Origin of the sequence: Enterococcus sp. 4E1_DIV0656 (assembly GCF_002140695.1) — a bacterium.
GTDB lineage: Bacteria > Bacillota > Bacilli > Lactobacillales > Enterococcaceae > Enterococcus_D > Enterococcus_D entomosocium.
The window spans coordinates 316,485-339,974 of sequence record NZ_NGLF01000002.1 but is presented as its reverse complement, the minus strand read 5'-3'; the positions used below and the strand labels follow the sequence as shown (position 1 = coordinate 339,974).

Annotated in this window: 21 protein-coding genes; 17 read left to right on the top strand and 4 right to left on the bottom strand. The window is 39.7% G+C overall.

The genetic code is table 11. The annotated features are described in order from the left end of the window. Positions 1–11: 11 nt before the first annotated feature. Entirely contained in the window at positions 12–923 is a 912-nt protein-coding gene (gene glyQ, locus A5882_RS14945) for a glycine--tRNA ligase subunit alpha (protein ID WP_086373041.1), read from the top strand. 1 nt (position 924) lies between these two features. After that, positions 925–2,997 (top strand): glycine--tRNA ligase subunit beta, encoded by a 2,073-nt coding sequence (gene glyS, locus A5882_RS14940; RefSeq protein WP_086373040.1) that lies wholly within the window; start codon positions 925–927, stop codon positions 2,995–2,997. A 329-nt stretch (positions 2,998–3,326) separates the two neighbouring features. Here the strand turns inward: glyS and rlmD are convergent, their stop codons facing one another. Beyond that, positions 3,327–4,703, bottom strand: a complete 1,377-nt coding sequence (gene rlmD / locus A5882_RS14935) for a 23S rRNA (uracil(1939)-C(5))-methyltransferase RlmD (RefSeq protein ID WP_008378249.1) — start codon at positions 4,701–4,703, stop codon at positions 3,327–3,329. 114 nt (positions 4,704–4,817) lie between these two features. Here rlmD and recX point away from each other — a divergent pair, with 114 nt between their 5' ends. From recX to A5882_RS14915, 5 genes are all read left to right on the top strand, one after another. Beyond that, positions 4,818–5,612 carry a recombination regulator RecX gene (gene recX, locus A5882_RS14930; protein ID WP_008378247.1) on the top strand — a complete coding sequence of 265 codons (795 nt, stop codon included), beginning with the start codon at positions 4,818–4,820 and terminating at the stop codon, positions 5,610–5,612. Then, the gene (gene mutY / locus A5882_RS14925; RefSeq protein ID WP_016610228.1) at positions 5,605–6,756 is read left to right on the top strand and encodes an A/G-specific adenine glycosylase; all 1,152 of its coding nucleotides are present in this window, start codon (positions 5,605–5,607) and stop codon (positions 6,754–6,756) included. Before recX ends, mutY begins: the two co-directional genes overlap by 8 nt. A 93-nt stretch (positions 6,757–6,849) precedes the next feature. After that, entirely contained in the window at positions 6,850–7,383 is a 534-nt protein-coding gene (locus tag A5882_RS14920; RefSeq protein ID WP_005225863.1) for a DUF402 domain-containing protein, read from the top strand. Between the two features lie 161 nt (positions 7,384–7,544). Next, positions 7,545–7,688 (top strand): hypothetical protein, encoded by a 144-nt coding sequence (locus A5882_RS20175; protein ID WP_254908521.1) that lies wholly within the window; start codon positions 7,545–7,547, stop codon positions 7,686–7,688. A 21-nt stretch (positions 7,689–7,709) separates the two neighbouring features. Then, positions 7,710–8,507, top strand: a complete 798-nt coding sequence (locus A5882_RS14915; protein ID WP_254908520.1) for an N-acetylmuramoyl-L-alanine amidase — start codon at positions 7,710–7,712, stop codon at positions 8,505–8,507. Positions 8,508–8,564: 57 nt separating this feature from the next. On the opposite strand, the gene A5882_RS14910 is transcribed toward A5882_RS14915, so the two are convergent. After that, the gene (locus tag A5882_RS14910) at positions 8,565–9,008 is read right to left on the bottom strand and encodes a GNAT family N-acetyltransferase (protein WP_016612205.1); all 444 of its coding nucleotides are present in this window, start codon (positions 9,006–9,008) and stop codon (positions 8,565–8,567) included. Positions 9,009–9,150: 142 nt separating this feature from the next. Between A5882_RS14910 and A5882_RS14905 the strand changes: the two genes are divergently transcribed. The 8 genes from A5882_RS14905 (at position 9,151) to A5882_RS14870 (ending at position 18,430) form a co-directional block, all read left to right on the top strand. Beyond that, positions 9,151–10,266 (top strand): AI-2E family transporter, encoded by a 1,116-nt coding sequence (locus A5882_RS14905; protein WP_034872555.1) that lies wholly within the window; start codon positions 9,151–9,153, stop codon positions 10,264–10,266. Between the two features lie 112 nt (positions 10,267–10,378). Beyond that, positions 10,379–11,755 (top strand): hemolysin family protein, encoded by a 1,377-nt coding sequence (locus tag A5882_RS14900; RefSeq protein ID WP_005235523.1) that lies wholly within the window; start codon positions 10,379–10,381, stop codon positions 11,753–11,755. Positions 11,756–11,993: 238 nt separating this feature from the next. Beyond that, positions 11,994–13,010 (top strand): lipoate--protein ligase, encoded by a 1,017-nt coding sequence (locus tag A5882_RS14895; protein ID WP_086332441.1) that lies wholly within the window; start codon positions 11,994–11,996, stop codon positions 13,008–13,010. A gap of 10 nt (positions 13,011–13,020) precedes the next feature. Then, positions 13,021–13,746, top strand: a complete 726-nt coding sequence (locus A5882_RS14890; RefSeq protein ID WP_086332440.1) for a methionine ABC transporter ATP-binding protein — start codon at positions 13,021–13,023, stop codon at positions 13,744–13,746. Continuing rightward, on the top strand, positions 13,733–14,401 hold the full coding sequence (locus A5882_RS14885) for a methionine ABC transporter permease (RefSeq protein WP_086373039.1): 669 nt from the start codon (positions 13,733–13,735) through the stop codon (positions 14,399–14,401). The genes A5882_RS14890 and A5882_RS14885 overlap by 14 nt, the downstream gene beginning before the upstream one ends. Before the next feature lie 5 nt (positions 14,402–14,406). Then, the gene (locus tag A5882_RS14880; RefSeq protein ID WP_016612200.1) at positions 14,407–15,222 is read left to right on the top strand and encodes a MetQ/NlpA family ABC transporter substrate-binding protein; all 816 of its coding nucleotides are present in this window, start codon (positions 14,407–14,409) and stop codon (positions 15,220–15,222) included. 192 nt (positions 15,223–15,414) lie between these two features. Beyond that, positions 15,415–16,995, top strand: a complete 1,581-nt coding sequence (locus A5882_RS14875) for a peptide chain release factor 3 (RefSeq protein ID WP_008378231.1) — start codon at positions 15,415–15,417, stop codon at positions 16,993–16,995. A gap of 664 nt (positions 16,996–17,659) precedes the next feature. After that, positions 17,660–18,430, top strand: coding sequence for a hypothetical protein (locus A5882_RS14870; protein WP_016620417.1), 771 nt, complete (start codon positions 17,660–17,662; stop codon positions 18,428–18,430). A gap of 140 nt (positions 18,431–18,570) precedes the next feature. On the opposite strand, the gene A5882_RS14865 is transcribed toward A5882_RS14870, so the two are convergent. Then, positions 18,571–19,629: a DUF916 domain-containing protein gene (locus A5882_RS14865; RefSeq protein WP_086332438.1), complete on the bottom strand. Its 1,059-nt coding sequence runs from the start codon at positions 19,627–19,629 to the stop codon at positions 18,571–18,573. A 19-nt stretch (positions 19,630–19,648) separates the two neighbouring features. Next, the gene (locus A5882_RS14860) at positions 19,649–20,131 is read right to left on the bottom strand and encodes a hypothetical protein (RefSeq protein WP_086373038.1); all 483 of its coding nucleotides are present in this window, start codon (positions 20,129–20,131) and stop codon (positions 19,649–19,651) included. 1,031 nt (positions 20,132–21,162) lie between these two features. Here A5882_RS14860 and A5882_RS14855 point away from each other — a divergent pair. Together A5882_RS14855 and A5882_RS14850 are read left to right on the top strand one after the other, a co-directional pair. Continuing rightward, positions 21,163–21,630 carry a hypothetical protein gene (locus A5882_RS14855; protein WP_086332436.1) on the top strand — a complete coding sequence of 156 codons (468 nt, stop codon included), beginning with the start codon at positions 21,163–21,165 and terminating at the stop codon, positions 21,628–21,630. A 473-nt stretch (positions 21,631–22,103) separates the two neighbouring features. Further along, entirely contained in the window at positions 22,104–23,423 is a 1,320-nt protein-coding gene (locus A5882_RS14850) for a helix-turn-helix domain-containing protein (protein WP_223347168.1), read from the top strand. Positions 23,424–23,490: the final 67 nt, after the last annotated feature.

The window sequence follows — 23,490 nt, the reverse complement described above, 5'->3', positions numbered from 1 at the left end:
GGAAGAAAAAGATGAGTAAACTAACTGTGCAAGAGATGATTTTGACTTTGCAAAAATTCTGGTCTGAAAACGGCTGTATGCTGATGCAGGCCTATGATACAGAAAAAGGGGCTGGAACCATGAGCCCATACACATTTTTACGTGCAATCGGTCCAGAACCATGGAACGCCGCTTACGTAGAACCTTCTCGCCGTCCAGCTGATGGCCGCTACGGGGAAAACCCAAATCGTTTGTATCAGCACCACCAGTTCCAAGTCGTGATGAAGCCCTCTCCTGAAAATATTCAAGAGCTTTATTTAGAAAGCTTGCGTCTTTTAGGGATCAATCCATTAGAACATGATATTCGTTTCGTCGAAGATAACTGGGAAAACCCCTCAATGGGTTGTGCAGGTCTTGGTTGGGAAGTTTGGTTAGATGGGATGGAGATCACCCAGTTTACTTACTTCCAACAAGTTGGTGGCTTAGCGTGTAAGCCAGTGACATCAGAGATCACTTACGGCTTAGAACGTCTAGCATCTTATATTCAAGAAGTTGAAAGTGTCTACGATCTTGAATGGTCTGCAGGTGTCAAATATGGTGAGATTTTCCGCCAACCTGAGTATGAACATTCAAAATACTCCTTTGAAGTCAGTGACCAAGACTTGCTTTTAGGGAACTTCGATCGTTTTGAAAAAGAAGCAAAACGCTGTATCGATGAACGCTTAGTTCATCCAGCTTACGACTATATCTTAAAATGCAGCCATACCTTCAACCTGTTGGATGCTCGTGGCGCAGTCTCCGTCACTGAACGTGCTGGGTACCTCGCACGTATCCGTAATATGGCCCGTCAAGTAGCAAAACTATTTGTAGCAGAACGGGAAAACCTCGGTTATCCATTGCTTGATCCAGAAGTGGCGCAAAAACTGATTGAGGAGGGAAAATAAGATGGCACAAAACCTATTATTAGAAATCGGCTTAGAGGAATTACCTGCGCATGTCGTAACCCCAAGTATGAAACAATTACAAGAAAAAACGGCAGCTTTCTTAGATGCTCATGCATTACCTTATACAGCGATTGAAGCTTATTCGACACCTCGTCGTTTGGCAGTCTATGTCACCGGTCTTCCTGAAAAACAAGCCGATACACAAGAAGAGGTCAAAGGGCCAGCGAAAAAAATCGCCTTAGACGAAGCAGGCAATTGGTCGAAAGCAGCTCAAGGATTTGTTCGGGGGCAAGGATTGACAACCGATGACATCACCTTCCGTGAATTAAAAGGTGTTGAGTATGTCTATGTAACGAAACATACCCAAGGTCAACCAACCGTTGAGGTATTGAAAGGATTGCAGGAAGTAATTACGAGTTTGACTTTCCCAGTAACGATGCACTGGGCAGACTACGATTTTGAATATATCCGGCCAATTCATTGGATCGTCGCACTCTTTGGTGAGCAAGTCATTCCTTTCCAAATCCTTGATATTGTTACCGGACGCGAGTCAAAAGGTCATCGTTTCTTAGGTGAGGCAGTCACGTTTGATCATGCGGACGACTATTTGGAGAAAATGAAGCATCAGTTTGTCATTGCTGATCCAAGCGAACGTCAACAAATGATCACCTCACAAATCAATGCGATCGCTCAAGAAAACAACTGGCGGATCGATTTAGATGAAGACCTACTCGAAGAAGTGACAAATCTGGTTGAATACCCAACAGCTTTTGTAGGGGACTTTGAAGAAAAATATCTTTCTGTACCTGAAGAAGTGTTAGTTACTTCTATGAAAGAACATCAACGCTACTTCGATGTCCGCACCCTTGATGGAGAATTGCTGCCGCATTTCATCTCTGCCCGCAACGGGGATGCCGTGAAAATTGATAATGTCATCAAAGGAAACCAAAAAGTACTGACCGCCCGTCTAGAAGATGCTGAGTTTTTCTATAATGAGGACAAAAAATTGACCATCGACCATTGCGTGGAAAAGCTTAAGCAAGTCACCTTCCACGAAAAAATTGGCAGTTTGTATGAAAAAATGCAGCGTGTTGGATTAGCTGCACAAATCATCGGGAATACTGTTGGTTTAACACAAGAAGAACTGACTGATCTCCAACGGGCAGCTCAAATCTATAAATTTGATTTAGTGACAAATATGGTGGGAGAATTCCCTGAATTGCAAGGAATCATGGGGGAAAAGTATGCCTTGATCCAAGGAGAAAAACCAACAGTTGCCCAAGCGATTCGTGAACACTACATGCCGATCTCAGCAGAAGGTGAACTGCCGCAATCGAAAATCGGGGCTGTTTTAGCCATTGCGGATAAATTGGACAGCTTGCTTGCGTTCTTCGCTGTCGATATGGTTCCGAGTGGTTCAAACGATCCTTACGCACTCCGCCGGCAAACGTACGGAATTATCCGCATCCTAGCTGAAAAACGCTGGTATTTCCCATTTGCTCAGTTACAAGAAGAGATTCGTGAAGCTATTAATGCCCAACCGGAAATTTTTGGTATTCAACTTGCCGCAGGTCAAGAACAAGTGACCGATTTTGTGAAAGGCCGTCTGCGTCAATTCTTACTCAGCAAAAATACGCGTCATGATGTCATTGAAGCTGTTTTAGGCGCACGCCAAGCAGATATCAGTACGCTATTTGAAACGGCTCAGATGTTAAGAGAACATTTGCAAGACACCGACTTCAAACCATCGATGGAAGCCTTGACCCGAGTAATCAATTTAGCGAAAAAAGCCGAATTGGAACAAGCAGCAATTGATCCTGCCTTGTTTGAAAACGACTCTGAAACTGCCTTGTATGAAGCGGTCTTAACAGTAGAGAACAAGTTCCCACATCAAACGATGGAAGAAAACTACCAAAGCTTAGTGGCACTGCGCCCATTGATTGAATCTTATTTTGATCAAACAATGGTCATGGTGGAAGATGAACAGATTCGCCGCAACCGTTTTGCCTTGTTGGATAAAATCGCGAAGATGAGTCTGGCAGTGGCTAGTTTAGATGCTTTGATTACAAAATAAAAGAAGCTTGCAGTTGCACATTTCTAAATAAAAAAGCTGGAACTGAAAGAATCAGTTCTGGCTTTTTTTCTATGTTTCTCGATTTTTTTTGTACTTAGAATTGCTTTCTTGCAGTGTTAAATATTATATAATAAAAAACATTTTGACCCATTACTTTTCAAGGAATCGAACGATTCTTCGGCTTTAATGATTGGGGATTTGATGATGCTTATAATGATACAAAGATTCTCATCATACAGACCGATTCATTTTTCCATTGAAAATACGCTGAAACGATAGGTGCAATAAAATAGCCTGACAGATCACAAAATGATTTGTCAGGCGAATGTTTATTTGCGGGTCAATTTTACCACCACTTCGCAGCGTGCGGTTTGTGGAAACATATCTACTGATTGCAGATATTCTACGTGAAACACTTTGGCTAATTGGACTAAGTCTCTTGCTAAAGTAGAAACATTACAAGATATATAGACCATCTTCTTCGGTGGTTGTTTCAGCAAAGCTTGCAATAATCGTTCATCCAAGCCTGTCCTTGGCGGATCAACAATGATGCTATCAGGTTTGAAGCCTTCATTGAACCATTTTGGTAAGAGCTCCTCAGCAGTTCCCGTTTCATAATGGGTATTTTGGGCACCAATACGGTGGGCATTTTCTTGGGCATTTTCGATCGCTTGAGGAATAATGTCCATGCCGCGGACTTCTTTGGCATAAGGTGCCACACTCAACCCAATCGTCCCCACACCACAGTAAGCATCAACAACTGTTTCATTTTTGCTCAAGTCAAGGGCTTTTAACCCTTCTTGATACAAGACGCTGGTTTGCTGCGGATTCAGCTGGAAGAATGCGCGGGCGGACAAATCGAAGGTCAGTTCATTCAACCGTTCTTCGATTGCTTCTTTGCCCCAAAGATGAATCGTTTCCTCTCCCATGACGACGGACGTTTTTTTGTTTTGCACATTTTGCATGATGGAAACGACTTGCGGCAAGCGCTGATTGATCTCGCGAATCAGCGCATTTTTTTGCGGCAGTTTGACAGAGTTGGTAATAAACACGACTTGAACTTCGCCAGTCGCGATCCCGATACGAACCATCAATGTCCGTAGAATCCCGCTATTTTTTCGTTCATCGTAAATCGGGATCTGGTATTTGTTCAACAATTGGACGATGCCGTTGATCACTTTTTGCGTATCTTGTTCTTGTACGAGGCAATCATCAATGGCGACTAAGCGATGAGACTCCATTTCGTATAAACCCGCTTCGATTCGTTTGGTTTGACTGTTGTAACGCAATTGAAATTGTGCTTTGTTGCGGTAATGCCAAGGAACATCCATGCCTAAAGTATCCCTTAGTTCAAACTGTTGGTAACCTTTTGGCTTAAATTTTTCAAGTGCTTGTTTCAATAGGTCTTTTTTGAAGTCTAATTGTTTGTCGTAGACTAAGTGCTGCAATTGGCAGCCGCCGCACCGGTCGTAAAACTTGCAGGGTGGTTGGATGCGATCGCTGCTTGGCTTGATGATTTTGGTCATCTTAGCTTCAGCAAAGCGGGGAGAGGCTTTGGTGACTTCGGCAATGACCTGTTCCCCCGGTAGAACACGGGGAACAAAGATGATCAGCTTTTTGTAATACCCGATGCCTTCTCCGTTGATCCCCAAGCGTTTGATCGTTAGTTGTAGTTTTTGTCCAAGCTGGACTTGTGTATTTGCCATGTGAACTCCTTAAATAAAATAGTCAGTTCATTTTACCACATTTTTTCAGCTTGATTAGAAGGAATTTCATCGTAGTTGTGGTAAAATAGAATGTACGTTCGCGAGGTGAAGAAGATGAATACAATTATTCGTATCAATAAAGGAAAAGGACCATTTTATGAAGTGGCGACATCAGAAGGTGAAACGCTGCGGGTCTCAGAAGATCTTTTGGTCCGTTTTCGGCTATTAAAAGGCAAGGAACTGAGTGAAGAAGAATTAAAAGAAATCAAAAAAAGTGCGGGGTTTGATTTAGGATTGCAGCAAGCCATGAACTATATCAGCTATCAGCTGCGTTCTGAAATGGAAGTCCGTACCTATTTGAAAGACAAAGAAATCGAAAAACAAGACCGAGACTTAGTCGTTGAACGTCTGAAAGAGTTGAATTTGATCGATGACAAAAACTACGGAGAAAGCTACATTCGCACCCAAGTCCGCATGAGTGATAAAGGACCCGTGGTCATCAGTCAGCAATTGAGAAAAAAAGGATTAAAAGATCCCGTGATTCAGGAAGTATTGCCTTTGTATACCGAGGAAATGCAGTTTGAAGTCGGGTATCATACGGCTGAAAAAGCGATGCGTCGTTTTCACAACAAAAGCCATAAAGAAATGATCCAAAAGATAAAAATGCATTTGATGCAAAAAGGTTTTCATCAAGGAGTCATTCAGATGATTTTGGATGAATTACCGATGGAAAAAGATGAGGACCAAGAAAATGAAGCGCTCCAAAGAGAAGGGGCCCGACTTATGCGGCGGCATCAGCGGTTACCATTGATGAAACGAAAAATGAAAATCAAGCAAGGCCTTTATCAAAAAGGGTTTGCCATCGATGATATACAACGATTCTTAGATGAGGAAGTAATGGATGAGTAAGCAATGGGAAACTTGGGATGAAGAAAAAATCAAGACGTTCCAAGAAACATTTTTAACTTGGTATCATAAAGAAAAACGCAATCTGCCTTGGCGGGCGACCAACGATCCGTATGCAATCTGGATCTCAGAGATCATGCTTCAACAAACACGAGTGGAAACAGTGATTGGCTATTTCTATCGTTTTATGGAACAATTCCCGACGATCCAAGACTTGGCGGCAGCCGAAGAACAAAAGCTTTTAAAGGTTTGGGAAGGTTTAGGTTATTACTCTCGTGCCCGTAACCTTAAGGCTGCTGCACAGCAAATCGTTGCCGAATTCGACGGAGAAATGCCCCAATCAATTGAAGAGATTCGCTCATTAAAAGGAATTGGTCCCTACACAGCTGGAGCCATTGGCAGTATTGCTTTTGGCTTGCCAGAACCGGCAATCGATGGAAATGTGATGCGGGTCGTCAGTCGGTTATTTTGTATCGAAGCAGATATTGCGAAAGCCAGCAGCCGAAGACCATTTGACGAGGCGATGAGAACAATCATTTCCCCCGATGAACCTGGTGAGTTTAATCAAGCCTTGATGGATCTTGGCTCACGAATCTGTACACCCACTACCCCGAAATGTGAAGAGTGTCCCATCAGTCAGTATTGTCTTGCTTATGCGGAGAATCGACAAACAGACTTTCCAGTGAAATCGAAAAAAGCAAAGCCAAAAGATGTCTATTACATCGCAGGCGCCATCGAAGATCAAGGCTCGTTTTTACTCGTGCAGCGACCTGAAACAGGCTTATTAGCTTCTATGTGGCATTTTCCTTTGGTAGAAGTGACGAAAGAACAGTACGAGGCTCTGCAGCGAACATGGGCAAAAGAGGAGCAGCTGCAGTTGGATTTGATTGCCGAAGATGATGCGCTCGAAATTTTTCCTGATCTGCCTGTCGTTTGGCAAAAACGACATTTTGGCGAGATCACTCATATCTTTAGTCATTTGAAATGGCACGTCCTTTTATTTTACGGCAGAAAACGTGGAGAGCTCACGTTACAAGACAGCGAATGGGCAGCAAAAGAATCCTTTCAAAACTATGTTTTCCCAAAACCCCAGCAGAAATTGGTGGATCAATTAAAGAAATATCAGAAACTCGATAAAGATTTCTAGGCAAAGCTTTCTTTTATTGCTATAATATTAACGATGTCGGTGTAATGAACACCCAAACAAAACGCAAGTTTTCTTGCTGAGGGAAGGGTTGCTATGCGAGTTCCAAAAGAAGGAGAGTTTGTCAGCATTCAAAGCTACAAACATGACGGCAATTTGCATCGAACGTGGCGGGATACGATGGTCTTAAAGACCAGTGAATTCTCAGTGATAGGGGTCAACGATCATACATTAGTGACCGAATCAGATGGAAGACGCTGGGTTACCCGTGAACCAGCAATTGTATATTTTCATAAAAAATACTGGTTTAATGTTATTGCAATGATTCGAGAAAAGGGGGTTTCCTATTATTGTAATCTTGCTTCACCGTATTTACTTGATGAAGAGGCATTGAAATATATCGATTATGACCTTGATATCAAAGTATTTCCTGATGGCGAGAAACGTTTACTAGATGTGGATGAGTATGAATTGCACAGTAAGATTATGCAATATCCGCAAGACATTGATTTTATCTTAAAAGAAAATGTCAAAATTTTAGTAGATTGGATCAATAATGGCAAAGGACCCTTTTCGCAAGGGTATGTGGACATTTGGTATGATCGCTACAAGCAGTTGTCTCAAAAATAAGTAAAATGGGTCGAATCGCTCATTTTCCCTAAGAAACTTCAACCAAGTTGGTTGGAGTTTTTTTGTGTTTCTAATGGAATGCTTCAATCAGCAGGTTTTAAGTTCTGTTTAAGCTGACAGTCCCATGATAGAGAGACCAAGAAAATTAGTGGGGGAAGCACATGAAGAAAAAAGGGAAGCTTGTTATCGGGACCACCATGATTCTGCTTTTTGCAGCGGGGTTTGCTGTGTTGAGAAACGACCAATCCGCTCGTGAGGAGAGTCAAGAAAGTACTTCTCAAACTGAGCTTAACGCTCAAACTTAAGAGACCGCTCAGACTGCCAGTATGGTTCAAATTTATGTAGATCCCTCAGAATACGATGCAGCGATTGAAAGTGAGAACGATTATGTACCGATTTATCAGTCAACAAGTCAAGAGACAGTCATTGGGAAAATCCATCGGGGAAGTTGGGCAACCTTCATCAGTCAAACAGAAGACATGGTTGAAATTCAAACAGACGATGGGGTAACTGGTTATATTGAAAAGCAATCAGCATCGATTCAAGAAGTCGCGCTTTCGGCAATCCCAAAAGATCTATCGAACTTCAAAGTCGTCCTTGATGCAGGTCACGGCGGCGAAGATTCTGGGGCACTGTCAACGGATCAAACGATCATGGAAAAAGACTTGACGCTAACAACGGTCCAAACGATCGGCGAAGTGTTGACAGAAGCAGGTATTCAAGTCAGTTATACACGCACTGAAGATCGTTATCTCTCGCTGTCTGATATCACCGCTGCTTCGCTTTCAGAAGAACCAGATTTATTTATTAGCATTCATTACGATAATTCAGAAATACCAAACAGTAATCAAGGACTGACAACTTACTATTACTATACTGGGTCAAAAGAGATGGCAGAAACGATCACTGCCAATTTGAGTTCTTCGGTGGCATTGAGTTCCAACGGCACTCGTTTTGGTAACTATTATGTGTTGCGAGAACAATATCTTCCAGCAGTATTATTGGAGTTAGGCTATTTGAACAGTGACAATGATTTGGCAATGATTACAAGTGAAGGGTATGATCAAAGGGTGGCGCAAGCGTTGCTGACAGCGATTGAAGAGATCGTTGAAGCAGAGGAATAAAAAACGGCGACTACAAAACAGAGGAAGGATCTGTTTTGTGGTCGCTATTTTAAGGAATCACTTCTCGTTAAAGATTTTGCTCATTTTGATATGGGGCATATCTGCGTCTAAAAAAACATCGCCTTCAGGCTGATAGCCTAACTTCAAGTAAAACTCTTTGGCGGTTATTTGTGCCCCTAAAGTGACTTTTTTGATTCCTTGTTTTTGAATGAAGGCTTCCGCACCTTCGATCAGTTGTCTGCCATAACCTGAACCTCGATGAGCAGCGGGGACCGCCATTCGCTGCAACTTCACTTCATGATCAGAGATAGGTAAGAAACGCAAGGTTGCGACTGCTTCATTATCGTCGTCATATAAGACAAAGTGGACTGCCAATGCTTCATTTTCATCTACTTCCAATGCTAATGGAACACCTTGCTCTTTCACGAATACTTGATTTCGTATTTTCAATGACGCCAAATAAATGTCACTCAGCGTATCTTTTGTTTGTGCAATATGCATAAAAAATTCACCTCAGCTAAGATTTCTCCGTTATTTTTAATAGTATACCACTTTTTTTACAAATTTTTTTTGTTTGCGGCTAAAGTCGCAAGCTTTTTTTTTCAAAATCATCTATAATGTTATAAAAAAGGGAGGGAATCTTTTGTTCGACAAATTCAAACAATCAAAACTGTTCTTTTGGTCATTGGAAGCATTGGTTTTAGTGACACTCGTGTTTGTGTTAAGTAAAGTCAATTTTCTATTTGCACCGATTGGCACGTTTTTTTCTACTTTATTTGCACCAGTATTGATTGCTGGCTTTCTGTATTACCTGCTAAATCCAATCGTCTTATTTTTGATGAGAACCACAAAAATAAAACGACTGTTTGCTGTCATATTGGTTCTGTTGTTATTAGTAGCAGCAATCATCTTGATTTTCGTCAGCGTTATTCCTAATCTAGTGAGTCAGATTACTTCATTGGCGGAAAATATTCCAACATTTGCCAAAAATATGGAAAGTTGGATCTCAAGAATCGCAGATGATCCATTTTTCAAACAAATCGATATCGCGCAGCAGTTAGAAAACCTAAATCTTTCTTATGGTTCTTTGCTGCAGCAGTTTCTTAGTGGGTTATCCACTAGCTTAGGATCGATCGTCAGTACGATTGCTTCCGCGACGATGATCATCGTTACAGTACCATTCATCCTTTTTTACATGTTGAAGGATGGAGAAAAGCTAGTTCCTAATCTGAAAACTGTCTTTCCAGAAAGAAGACGAGATCAGATTGTTGGGTTGCTAGGTGACTTAAACAAGACATTATCCAATTACATTAGTGGGCAAGCGATCGAATGTATTTTTGTCGCTACCTTCACGTTTATTGGTTACTGGATGATCGGCGTTAACTATGCCTTTCTTTTTGGGGTAATTGCAGGCGTCACAAACTTGATCCCTTATTTAGGCCCATATCTTGGTTTGATTCCGGCGGTGTTAGTGACGGTCTTTGATGAACCATTTCGCGCATTATTATGCTGTATCGTGGTTCTGGTCGTCCAACAATTAGACGGAAATGTTATTTACCCGAATGTAATCGGAAAATCATTGGCGATCCATCCGTTAACGATCATTTTGGTCTTATTAGTTGCTGGAAATCTAGCTGGCTTGCTGGGGATTTTCCTAGGTGTGCCATTTTATGCGATTTGCCGAACGATCGTCGTCTTTATTGTTCGCCTGATCAAAGACGACAAAATCAAGAAAAATCAGGAACGGTTGATCGAATAATCAATGACTGGTGTTTTTTATTGCAAAGAAAAAAACTTTGTGATAGGATTTTATCGTGGGCTAAGCCCACGATTTTTTTTAGAAAATGAAAAAATAAGGAGAGAATGCTATTATGAATGCTGACCCCGAGAGTCAGTCGCTTCTAGCGCAAATTTTATTATTGATCGTTTTGACATTGATCAACGCTTTTCTAGCGGCCTCTGAGATCGCAGTTGTCTCAGTTAACAAAAACCGTGTGGAGCAAAAAGCGGAAGAAGGAAATGTCAAATCACAAAAATTATTGAAAATCATTGATAATCCAACAAATTTCTTGTCAACGATCCAAGTTGGGATTACCTTGGTGAATATTTTATCTGGGGCATCTCTGGCAGATACCTTGTCGACCCGTTTGGCACCTTTATTAGGTGGAGGGACGGCGGCTAAAAGCTTAGCGAACATTATTGTTTTAGCGATCTTGACGTATGTGTCGATCGTTTTCGGTGAGTTGTATCCAAAACGGATCGCCATGAACAAATCAGAAGAAGTTGCCCAGTTCACTTCTGGTGTCATTCGAACGATCGGGATTATTGCAAAACCTTTCGTCTGGTTCTTATCTGCTTCGACAAGTTTATTGGCGCGCATCACTCCAATGGAATTTGACGATGAAGACACGAAGATGACCCGTGATGAAATGCGGTATATGTTGGAAACAGAAGGGGTCTTTGAAGAAGATGAATTAGAGATGCTGCAAGGGATCTTTTCATTAGACACGAAAGTCGCCCGGGAAGTCATGGTTCCTAGAACCTCAGCCTTTATGGTGGACATCAATGACTCAGTAGAAGAAATTTTGACTGAAATTTTAGCAGAAAATTATTCTCGTATTCCTGTATATAATGAAGATAAAGACAAAGTCGTAGGGATTCTACATACCAAAAATCTTTTGAAATGTGCGTACAAATACGGCTTTGATACGATGGACATCAAACAAATCCTGCAGGAACCATTGTTTGTGCCAGAAACGGTCTTTATCGATGATTTGCTTTATGAATTAAAGAAAACCCAAAACCAAATGGCGATTTTGCTTGATGAATATGGCGGCGTCGTTGGATTGGTTACACTAGAAGACTTGCTAGAAGAAATCGTCGGCGAGATCGATGATGAATCAGATGAAGTCGAAGAGCTTTATGAAAAAATCTCTGATAAAGAATATGTCATCCAAGGACGCATGTTGATCGATGATTTTAATGAAGCCTTCAACATGAGCTTGCATATGAGTGATGTGGATACGATGGCAGGATATTTGATCACTGCTTTAGGATTAATCCCTGATGAAGGAGAAAAACTATCCTTCGAAGTGGACAATGTGAAGCTGATCTCTGAAGAAATGGAAGGATCACGCGTCTTGAAGATCCGGGTGATTTTCCACGACCCAGAAGAAGGGGAAGTGGAACCAGAGGAAGAGCGGCGCTATTTCCGTAAAGATTTTGAGGAAGATGAGCCTCGCCGTTAAAGTTCCGTATAAATGAAATGAGAAAGACCAAGGCAGTTGCTTTGGTCTTTTTTGTCCGTTTTTTTACGTATTCCCCTTGATTTGTATGGAAGAAACGGTTACGATAAATTTATTGAATAATACAGTTTAAAAACAGATAAAAAAACACGTGTATCTTATCGTTAAGCAGTTTGATTGCAATTTTCCGTAAGAAAAGCGAGAATATCCATAGAAATATAATGAGAATGAGGGGCTTGAAATGAAATTTTACCGTATGCTTAGTGAAGATATCCGTTACAATTTGGCGACTGAAGAGTATCTGATGAATAACGTAGATGTTTCGGAACCTTGTCTTCTGTTATACATACAAAAACCATGTGTTATAATCGGCAGAAATCAGAATGCGTATCAAGAGATTGATTTTGACTATCTAAGAAGCCGTAAGATCGTTTTGACTCGCAGAACGTCTGGTGGTGGAGCGGTTTATGACGATCTAGGCAATATGAGTTTTAGTTTTGTCACCAAAAAAGATGCCACGAGTTTTGGTGACTATCAAAGTGCAACACAACCGATCATGAAAGGCTTAGCGGCAATGGGAGCCAAGGATGTTGAAGTACATGGCCGTAATGATCTGTTCATTGATGGGAAAAAGTTTTCTGGCAATGCGATGTATACAAAAAAAGGCCGGACGTATTCTCATGGCACGTTGATGTATGATGTGGATCTAGAAGAATTGACGAAAGTTCTACATGTTGCCCAAGAAAAAATTGCTTCTAAAGCCACGAAATCAGTTCGGAAAAGTGTGACGAATATCAAGCCCTTTTTGGCAGAGCAATACCAATCAATGGATACCAAGGAATTTCGAGATACACTGCTTTGCCGAATCTATGAAGTAGAATCGATTGATGAAATCAGTGAGCAAGAGATCGTCTTAACGGAAAACGATCGACAAGCGATCCAAGCACTGTTTGAAGAACGATATGCCAATAATGAGTGGATTTTTAATGAAGCGCCTGCTTTCGAATGGCAAAAAAGAAAGCGGTTTGAGCAGGTTGGGATTGTTGAAGTCGATTTTACTGTCAACAAAGGCAAGATTGCAGCGATTCAAATTACCGGTGATTTTTTTGGACAAAAAGAGATCAGTGAACTTGAAGCGATGTTGCAAGGTATTGATTTTGAAAAAAGCACCATTAGCCGCTTGCTAGAGGGAATCGCCATCGATCAGTTTATCCATCAGATGACCGCTTCTGAATTTTTAGCATTGCTGTTTGATTAGGAGGAAAAAGATGTTAGAAGCGATCAATCTCACAAAGCGTTACGATCGAAAGGTTCTCGATGGTTTGTCTTTTTCTGTTCAGGCAGGAGAAATCGTTGGGGTCGTCGGCAAAAGCGGCTCAGGAAAATCGACGTTGTTGCGGCTTTTAAACTTTATTGAAACCCCAGACAGCGGGGAATTACTTTTTGATGGCAAAAAAATCGATACATCGAATAAAAAGCATCTGCTACGTGCACAACAAGAAATCGGCATGATTTTTCAAAATTACAATCTGTTACACAATCGAACCGTTTTCGAAAATGTCTATTTGCCCTTGAAGTTAATGGGAAAGTCAGCAGATATGGTACTTGAGATGCTTTCGTTTGTTGGCATGGAAGATAAAGCCCACATCTATCCGGCCAAGTTAAGCGGCGGAGAGAAACAACGAGTGGCTATTGCACGGGCTTTGATCCGTGAGCCAAAAATCTTGCTGTGTGACGAGCCCACTAGTGCGCTGGACGAAGATACGAAAGCCGATGTTCTTGCTTTGCTGCAAAAAGTTCAACAGACGTTTCAACCAGCTGTCGTCTTTGTCAGTCATGAGCTATCGGCCGTCCGACAAATTTGTCAACGTGTGTTTGTATTGGAGGATGCCGTCTTTGAGGCGGAGTTTGCCAATCAGCCACAACCAATCGTCCGCATTGAAAGCTCTTATGTGAACAAAGTGGAGAGGAGTCTGCTGCATGACGATCAGTGAGAGTATTTTGTATTATCTGCCTGAATTGCTGCAATCTTTGAAAGAAACAGCGATCATGATGGGCATTTCGATGCTCACAGCCATTGTCTTAGGTCTACCGTTAGGTGTCTGGCTTTTTCTCAGTCGCAGCCGAGGGAAAAAAATCTCATTTCTTTATGAGTGTTTGAATCTCGTTGTGACGATCATCCGCTCGTTTCCTTTTTTATTATTTGTTGTAGCGTTGATCCCGTTGACGCGGATGCTTTTAGGCAGCTCATTTGGACCGATTCCCGCCAGTTTTCCTTTGAGCATCGTTGCTATGAGTATTTTTGCTCGTTTGACGGAGCAAGTGCTGTTGGATGTTCCAGAAGAAGTTTCTTATTTGGCGAAATCTCTTGGTGTCAGTCAATGGCAGTATGTTTGGTCGTTTTTACTAGTGGAAGCTAGAAGCGGCTTGATTTTATCTTTAACGACGACAGCAGTCAGCATGGTTTCTTATTCGACGGTGATGGGGATCGTTGGTGGTGGCGGTATCGGCGATTTTGCGATCCGTTATGGGTACCAGCGTTATGAGTATGGCGTGATGTATTTTGCAATTATCATCATGATTCTTTTGGTCTTTATCCTGCAAGGGATTGGCAATCAAGCAGCAAGAAAACTTGATAAACGAAAATAGGAGGAATGAAAGTGAAAAAAGGATTTGTTTTAGGACTGAGTGTATTGGCATTAGGTGTATTGGGGGCTTGCGGTACAGGTTCTGATGAAGCGAGCGAAGAGAAAATCATCAAGGTCGCTTCGCAAACGACGCCAATGACCGATGTCGTAAAGGTTGCAGCTGAAGCAGTGGAAGATGGCTGGGAAATCCAATTGGTCCAAGTCAATGACAATATCCAGTACAATGAGTTGCTGAATAATGACGAGGTCGATGCTAACTTTGCGCAACATGAACCATATATGCAAATGTATAATGAAGAAAAAGATGCAAACCTAGTGGCACTAGATAAAATCTACAACGCAAAAGTCGGTTTTTATTCCAAAGAGTATACGGATATCAATGATATTCCAGAAGGAACGAAAGTCGCATTGCCAAATGATGTGTCCAATGAAGGTCGAGCGTTAGCGATTTTAGCAGAAGAAGGATTGATTACCCTTAAAGAAGGCGTTGGTGTCAATGGGACATTAAAAGACATTACCGAAAATCCGAAAAAATTTGAGTGGTTATCTGTCGATTTACTGAATCTTGCGGAAGCCTATGATGAACCAAACGTATCTTTGGTATACAATTACCCAACCTATATCGCGAAGATCGGTTTGAAACCAGCAGATGCCCTTTTCTTAGAAAAGACCATCGATGATCGCTTTGCTATCTCATTGGTTGCTCGAGAAGACAATCAAGATTCTGAAAAAATCGCTGTATTGCGCCGTGCCATGACTAGCGATAAAGTTCGTGAGTTTTTAGAAAACGAGCATAGCGATACCTTATTGCCAGCATTTTAATTTATTTCTATCAAAATGGAAGGAACGCCCTTTGCCTAACTCTCTAAAAGAGAGTAGTCAAAGGGGTTTCTTGTCTTTTTTTGCTTTTTTATCACCCTTATCCATGATATACTGATTTGGTCAGAAAACTAGCGACAGTCTAAAATAGACACTGTTCGCATTGTAAATACAAGAAATGGAGCAATAGAATCAATGGATAATCCAAAATTAAAACAACAAGTCGATAGTCGCCGTACCTTTGCGATTATTTCCCATCCGGATGCGGGGAAAACAACCATTACAGAACAATTATTATTATTCGGTGGCGCGATTCGCCAAGCTGGTACGGTCAAAGGGAAAAAGACTGGTAATTTCGCAAAGTCCGACTGGATGGAAATCGAAAAACAACGGGGGATCTCCGTTACCAGTTCCGTTATGCAGTTTGATTACCAAGGCAAACGGGTCAATATTTTAGATACCCCTGGGCATGAGGACTTTTCTGAAGATACCTACCGTACCTTGATGGCGGTGGATAGTGCTGTCATGGTGATCGATAGCGCAAAAGGGATCGAAGCACAAACGAAAAAACTCTTCCAGGTCGTTAAAAAACGTGGTATTCCGATTTTTACTTTTATCAATAAACTCGACCGTGATGGCCGCGAACCATTAGAATTATTAGAAGAACTAGAAGATCTTTTAGAGATCGAATCATTTCCAATGAATTGGCCGATCGGCATGGGGAAAGGCTTGGAAGGACTGTATGATATCCACAACCAACGGGTCGAATTTTACCGTCCTGACAATCACGGTGGGGAACGTTTAGTTGCCCTAGATGAAAATGGTCAATTCCCAGCAGATCATCCATTTGCCGAAGATGGGCTGTTCCAACAAGTTTTAGAAGAAGTGGAATTGCTGCAAGAAGCTGGCGACGCCTTTGATACAGAAAAAATCGCTCGGGGCGATCAAACCCCTGTATTCTTTGGTTCTGCTCTCACAAATTTTGGCGTACAGACCTTTTTAGAAACCTTCTTGACTTTTGCACCAGCACCTTACGGACATAAAACACTAGCTGGTGAGGAAGTCAGTCCTTATGAACCAGAAATGTCTGGGTTTGTATTCAAGATCCAAGCAAACATGAATCCTGCCCATCGTGACCGGATCGCCTTTGTCCGCATTTGTTCAGGAACCTTTGAACGAGGCATGGACGTTACTTTAGAACGTACTGGCAAAAAAATGAAACTCAGTAATGTGACTCAATTTATGGCTGATACCCGTGAAAATATTGAAGAAGCTGTCGCCGGAGATATCATTGGTGTCTATGACACGGGGAATTATCAAATCGGTGACACGATTTATGAAGGAAAACTAAAAGTTGCTTACGAAGAGCTGCCATCGTTTACTCCGGAACTCTTTATGAAAGTTACTGCGAAAAATGTGATGAAGCAAAAATCTTTCCATAAAGGAATCTATCAGTTGGTCCAAGAAGGGGCTATCCAGTTGTACAAGACGTATCTTAGTGATGAGTATATCATCGGTGCTGTCGGGCAACTGCAATTTGAAGTTTTCCAATATCGCATGATGAATGAGTACAATGCGGAAGTCATCATGACCCCAATGGGCCACAAGATCGCCCGTTGGATCGATCCGAAAGACTTGGATGAGCGTATGAGCTCCAGTCGTAACATTTTAGCGAAAGACCGTTTCGACCAGCCATTGTTCTTGTTTGAGAATCAATTTGCGATGCGTTGGTTCGCAGATAAGTACCCAGATGTCGAATTGAAGAGCTTGATGTAAGAGCCGTTTCCCGCGAGCCTGTCTAGGTATGCGCAACTCTGTACGTAAGGCTGATCTTTTTGAATTGAACGATCGTAGAAAGTCCTTTCTTATCAAAATGGATAAGAAGGGGCTTTTTTTGCTGAAAACGTGCTTTTGATACAGAAGGAAGGCTGTGTGATTGGGGCAATGGTCCAATGATCAGACAATTATCCTAATTTATAAGCATTCTTTTAAAAGAAGATAAAAAGAGTTGGAAAAAGAGCGTAGTATTAAAGATGACCGCAAGGAAGTGCACTTGAAATGAATAGAAAAATATCATAGGCACATTTGGTGATTCAGGAAATTTTCACTTGTTTGAAAGTAGAGGGAAAGCAGAGAATAGATTGCCAGTGATAGAGGTCATTTAATCATTTGATCGAGGGACAAGTTCTTTTTGTCAGATGCTACTAGTGAAGACTAAACTTTCTTTATCTGAGCATGATTCGGTTATAGCCCTTAAAACTTCATTTGAAGCACTTCTAACAGATGGCTTAAGTTTTCAGTTGGTGAACCATGGCTTCATAACTCCAAAATGAATTAGTCTCATTGCTAGTCTACTAGTTATCTATAGATCGATTTTGCTAAAGCGAATGATTATTTGTTAAATAAAAGTGATTTCTGAAAGAAGAAAGGGGACCATGTAGTGTTAAAAAGTTTGTTATTCATATTTTCGGCGATATTTTTCTTTCCAACAGTAGAGGCTGCGGCTGATGAGGTTTCCGAAACTTTGATTTTTGATTTGAACACGATTGACTTTAAGGACGAACACTATTATTTGTTGAAAACCACACAAGATCTTCAGTTGACCGTCGATAGCAACGGCAGTGAAGGTGCTTTTGGCGTAGAGATCACAGCTGTCGGGAAGGCATTTTCAGCAGAACTAAACAGCGTGAACGGTTCGGAAGAGAAAATCATTCAGATTGAGGATACTGATGAAGCATCAATGATTCTTAACGTAGCTGCAACATTGAACATAAAGGAATATCTTGATTCCAACTCTGAGTACTACCTATCAGTCACTTTTACAGCAATTGATGATTCAGAGACCTTTACGAAAGATATAAAAATGAATCAGACGGATGAGGAAAAAGAAGAGATATCGGATGAGAACTTAATGACTGAAGACCAAGACGATGAAAAGCAAGAAGACAATGGCATCGAAGATGATTCTGAGAGCCAAAAGGAAGAAGCAGAATCTATTTACGACGAGCAAGCAAACTTGGAAGAAGACTCGCTTGATAAGGATTCTACCAAACTAGAAGATTCAATCAGTGATGTTGAGGATGAGGCTGGTACTGAGTTTTTTTTAGGGAAGAAAAGCCAATGTGAGACAGCAACATTTTTTTCAAAAGAAGTGATCATTGAAAAAAATATGTTTAGATTTATATTAGGAAAAACCGCTTATTTGATATGAGCGGTTTTTCTTGTCTCACTTCTTCTATTTCTTTTTAAAGAGGAAACCATGGAGAGAAGATACGCATCATTTCTTTAAAAAGGAATCTCTCAATAATTGATGACCAATGGAATAAGTAGAAGCAGAACAAAAGAGAGGAACTAGCCCTCTCTTTTTCTTTTTGATTTTAAAATGTAGATGACTGCAGCTGCCAGCGCTGCAATGAGAACAAAGATGATCCAGATAAGGATTTGATTATTTGTATGAACGTTGGCAGTGTTCGTTGGACGGTTCTCTTTTTTGAAGTTATCCAAGTCCTCTTTCTCATAAGAAAAAGTAGTGGTGATCGCTTTTCTAGTTGTTTCTATTGTTAAACGGTATTCGCCTTCAATAAGCTCACTATCGTCTATTAAAGGAATCTGCATTCTTGATTTGGTTAACGGCGTTAAAAGAACGGAATCTGCTAACTCTCCAGAGGCAATTATTTCTCCATTTGGGTTTATTAGTTCGTAGAGCGCATTGTTTAAGTTGCCTAAAATAGGATTATAGTTGAGGGCATAAAATTGTAGGTTTACCGTGTCCTGAAGAGCAACAAATGAGAAATCTTGATAAATAATATCTTGAATATCCTCATATTTGCTAAAAATTAAGTTGATAAAAATGATAGACTCGTAGGCAGACGCAATACTAATAGAATCTTCAGCTGTTTGAACACCTAATATTTGCTTGAAATTAATTCCACCCATTACAGTACCTTCAAGCTCTATGTCGTCTGGAACATTTATGGTAATGCTGACACCAACAGATTCATTAGGGGCAATTTCTATTTGATTCTCTTCGTCTATAGCTTCTGAAGCGATAGTAACATAATTTGAAAAGTCGTATTTATCATCGAGAAGGTTCTCTGTATTCGAAGTGTACAAAATAGAGGATTCTCTTGAAATAGCAGTTGAAGCAAAGGGAGTGACCACTATTGATGAATCACCAGCTCCGATGTTTTCCAATTTAATTTCAAATGTATACTTTTTATCAACATCAGAAGGAAGAGTAATAGTATTTCTTGATGTTTCATATTCGGTATCGCTAAGCGATAGTTTTAAAGTATTCGTTGTCTCATTCGCTGTTGCAATACTTATATTTATATTTGCGATTATTGTCAATATGAGGAAGAACACAGAAACTCTTAGAAAGGAGTCTCTGTGTTTTGATATTTTATCCATAGGCTATCCTTTTTAAGAATTAAAGGTCTTGGCCATTGTCTGAGTCAGTAGTATCTGATGCAGTAACTGTGATAGTGGGTGTGCCATCTAGCATAGCAGTTTGACGATTGAATGTGAAAGTTGTATCTACGCTGGTAGCTACTGATTGGGAAATAGCTTCTGCTTCAACGGCAACATCACCATTTTCGGTGATAACGATTCCTTCAGAATCAGAAGAAACTGTAATTGTAACTTTATTAACTGAACGAGTTAAGTTTGTTAATGTTCCGCCAACGTTTTCAATAGTTCCTGTCATTGTTCCGTTGACAAATAATGCTGGACTTATTTCGAACGTTTCGTTTAAAATCATATCATTAAATGCAAAACTAGATGTTCCTTCTGTTATAGTAACAGCAAATGGAACAGAGGGAACCTCTGGCATAGCAACATCTGCTGACGCAGTGATTCCTCCTACTAGTAGTAAAGATGTTGCCAATGTAGTACCCAAAATAACTTTTTTCATAATAAAACCTCACTTTAATTTTTGCAGATGATTTACTGCTTAAATAAAGTATACAATGATGATGTATTAAGTTATTATCCGTTTTTGCGCTATTTTTAATGAAAAAGTAGAAAGTATTTTATTAATCTGATTTTTTATAAAATAATTTAATCAAATTTTCTAGTAGTCCAGTGATGTTGATTATCAAGTCAACATATCTTTCTGTGTAGCAATTGTCCGTGCGGTAATGATTTATATGAAAATAATTTTGTTGCAATGTTACAATTTGGCTAATATTTTAAGTCAAGATCTTCTCAGAGTTAAAAGAATTGTCATTCCAACTAGGATTGGACCTAGCAAAGTAATTATATTGTTATTCGTAGTCTCTGAGAATTTGCTCTGAATCAGTCGCTGTCAGGGGAATCAGTTCTGAAGATTCATATCTGTTATTTCTTTCGTGAACATCTGCAATTCAGTAGAATACAATCTTCTATCATTTTTAAGATACTATTTATAGAAGTAGTTTTACGAGTATGAACTATTGCATAGGTGGGGCTTGAACGTATTGTTCTATTTATGCATTTCTATTGAATAGGCAATCAAAGTCATAGATTTGAAAATTATCAATTAATGTTTTTATTCAATTTGTAATCTGTACCTACAAATCTTCTACCTTAACGGGACAGAAATATTAAAGGTTGCTTCAAGCTTAAAATTATAAATCCGTACTTGTTTCATTTTAAAAACATCTCAAAAAAATTAGCTGTTTAGAATCACTATCTCATTAATACTAGATTTTAGTAGGATTCATAATATTAGGAGAATATACAATACGACTCTTTGAAGAAACCTTAGAGTTTTTTTGTCTCTTTTATTTTTATGAAGTTGCTACTCGTTTCTAATTAACAGGTCTTTAAGTCAGTAGAAAGAAAAATGAGGAACAATGATTATTTTATTTGTAGTTTTTTTGAAAAAAAGACGATAAAAATCGGCTGGTTCTTACTATATCCTTAATAGCAGAGGATCAAAGTTCTTTTAAGGAGTGAATCAAAATGCTGCAAACCAGAATAAATTTCAGTCGACAAAAGAATGCTACCATGTTGACTGTGCGCTTTTTCAGCAACAAGACGAATACGATTTTAGAGAGAAATTTAATTGTGGATCAAGAAGATGATCGCCAATCGGTTCTTGACTATTTAGCACAATCACTAGGGGAAATCAACATCTTGCAATACTCTTCGAAAAACGTTTTGTGTATCGCTGAACGTTCAAGGTTAGAAAAAGCAGGCGGCACTCATCGATTGGAACATTTTTGGGGAGATGTGATCAGCTATATCGTTGAGTGCGTGGATAAATCTGGTGTTCATTATGATTTGCATGTCATTGGCAATGTTGATTCGGATGATGAAGAAATCATGCGGTCAATCAATCAAGTGAGTGATGAATTGTCGATCATCAACATTTATGAATACAAAGATTGCTGGCTAAAAAGAGAAGATATTTTATTACAAGCTCTTTGAAATGAACTTGATTCCTCAAAGAAGTTTGTCCAGCTAGAAAATGATTTTACTCTCCAAGTCACTTACCAATCAATGAAAGAATACGAATTTTTTCTAAGTTTATGGAAACAGCTAATTCACAGGTTCTTTTTCAGGGTTTCCAACACTTTTTTGTTACAAAAAATAAGAATTGTTTCACAAGTTTTTCTCACCCGTACTGTTTTAAAGAAGAGGGGATTTTTCTGAAGTTTTTATTAAAATTGTCCGTTTAATGAAAAAAGAGGCTTGAATTTAAGTTTATTTTACTATAATTGGATACTGGGATACTTTTTAAATAAGGCGGGTAAAAAATTTTGGAGTATATAGAAAAATTGTATAGGTTTTATTTAACCAAAAAACAGGTAGATAAATTAACTATTGTTAGAAATATCATTTTGGAGAAGCAGCTATCTCTCGATAAAATATGTGAAACGACAAACAAATCTTTGTATCAGGTGAAAATATTGATCAATGAAATCGCCGAAGATATGAGAGAGTTTACGACTTTTGACGAGTCAATTTTTTTGCTGAAAAAGAGAACTGTTTATTTGTCACGAGAATTAAATGAAGAACAAAGCCTGCATATTTTTGTGAATCTAAAGAAAAAATATTTCTTAGAATCTCCTTATTATCGTCTATTATCCTATTTGTTAAGAAAAAGAAAGACCCGTATGGTGGACATCTCGGAAGAATTGATTTTTAGTATTTCTTATTGTTATAAATTGATCAGCTATCTTAAGAAAATGCTGGTTATCCAAAATGTTCCGATTACTATCAATAACAATACAGATTCCATTGATTTGACAGGGGCAGAGCCGTGTGTGAGGATGTACCATTATTTAGTTGAGATCATGGCTTGTAATGTATACATCAATCAGCGAACCCGTGCCAGCGTTGAATTAGCAGCTAAAGAATATGAGCCGTTAAAAACCACAAAAGTGAAGCACGACATTATGTTTTCAATCATTGAAAATGCGGTGTTGAGAGGCTATATTGTCAATGAGTTAGACGATGCTTCCATCACTATTTATGAGCAAATCAAGCAACTAGATGGGGAAAAGCAAGTGATCAAGCTGCTGCCGATCAGAAGTCAGCAAGATATTGAGAAAGAACAGATTTTTTATCATTTCTGGGTTTTTCTTTTCATACCTGAAACGATCTCGGATCAAGAAAAACTACTTTTGGGCCAAAAGCTGAGAAATCTTTTAGGAAATCCGCTGGTCGAATTTTCTGCCGATGTTGTAGCTGTCTTGTCGCAAAAGTATAATCTTTCTAAAGAGATCGAAGAATTCATTACCTATGAATTAGTGATGAATACATGGGGCTGTCTTCATCTCTTTTTGGATAGTTTTGTGTCTACTGAAGATTTGTCCTCTACGAACGAACGAGTATTAGAGGTGGAAGAGCTGATTGCAGCTGCCTTGCAGCGCCATTCGTTTGTAATAGAAAAAGAAGCCCTCTTCTTAAGGAAAATCGCTCAGATCACAGCGTCTTATTTACCTATCCAGGAAGAGGAACCGATTCGCATTGGTATTTCTCTTTTGAACCATCCAGAATATATTCCGGTCATTAAAAACAAACTGTTGAAAATTTACAATGAAAATGTGATTCACTTTAGTTCGAATTTAGGAGACTCAGATATATTGGTTTCTGATGGCGTGCTAATCCATAATGAGTCGCAGAAATTCACATTTTTTGGCAATGTTCATAGTACCAAGGATTGGCACAATCTAAATGTGATGATCCAGTCGATGATTTCTAATAAATATACTTAAAAAGAGAGCGTATGGCTCTCTTTTTTTACTTGAACATCAGGTGTCGTTGATCGAAGTACTAACCAAA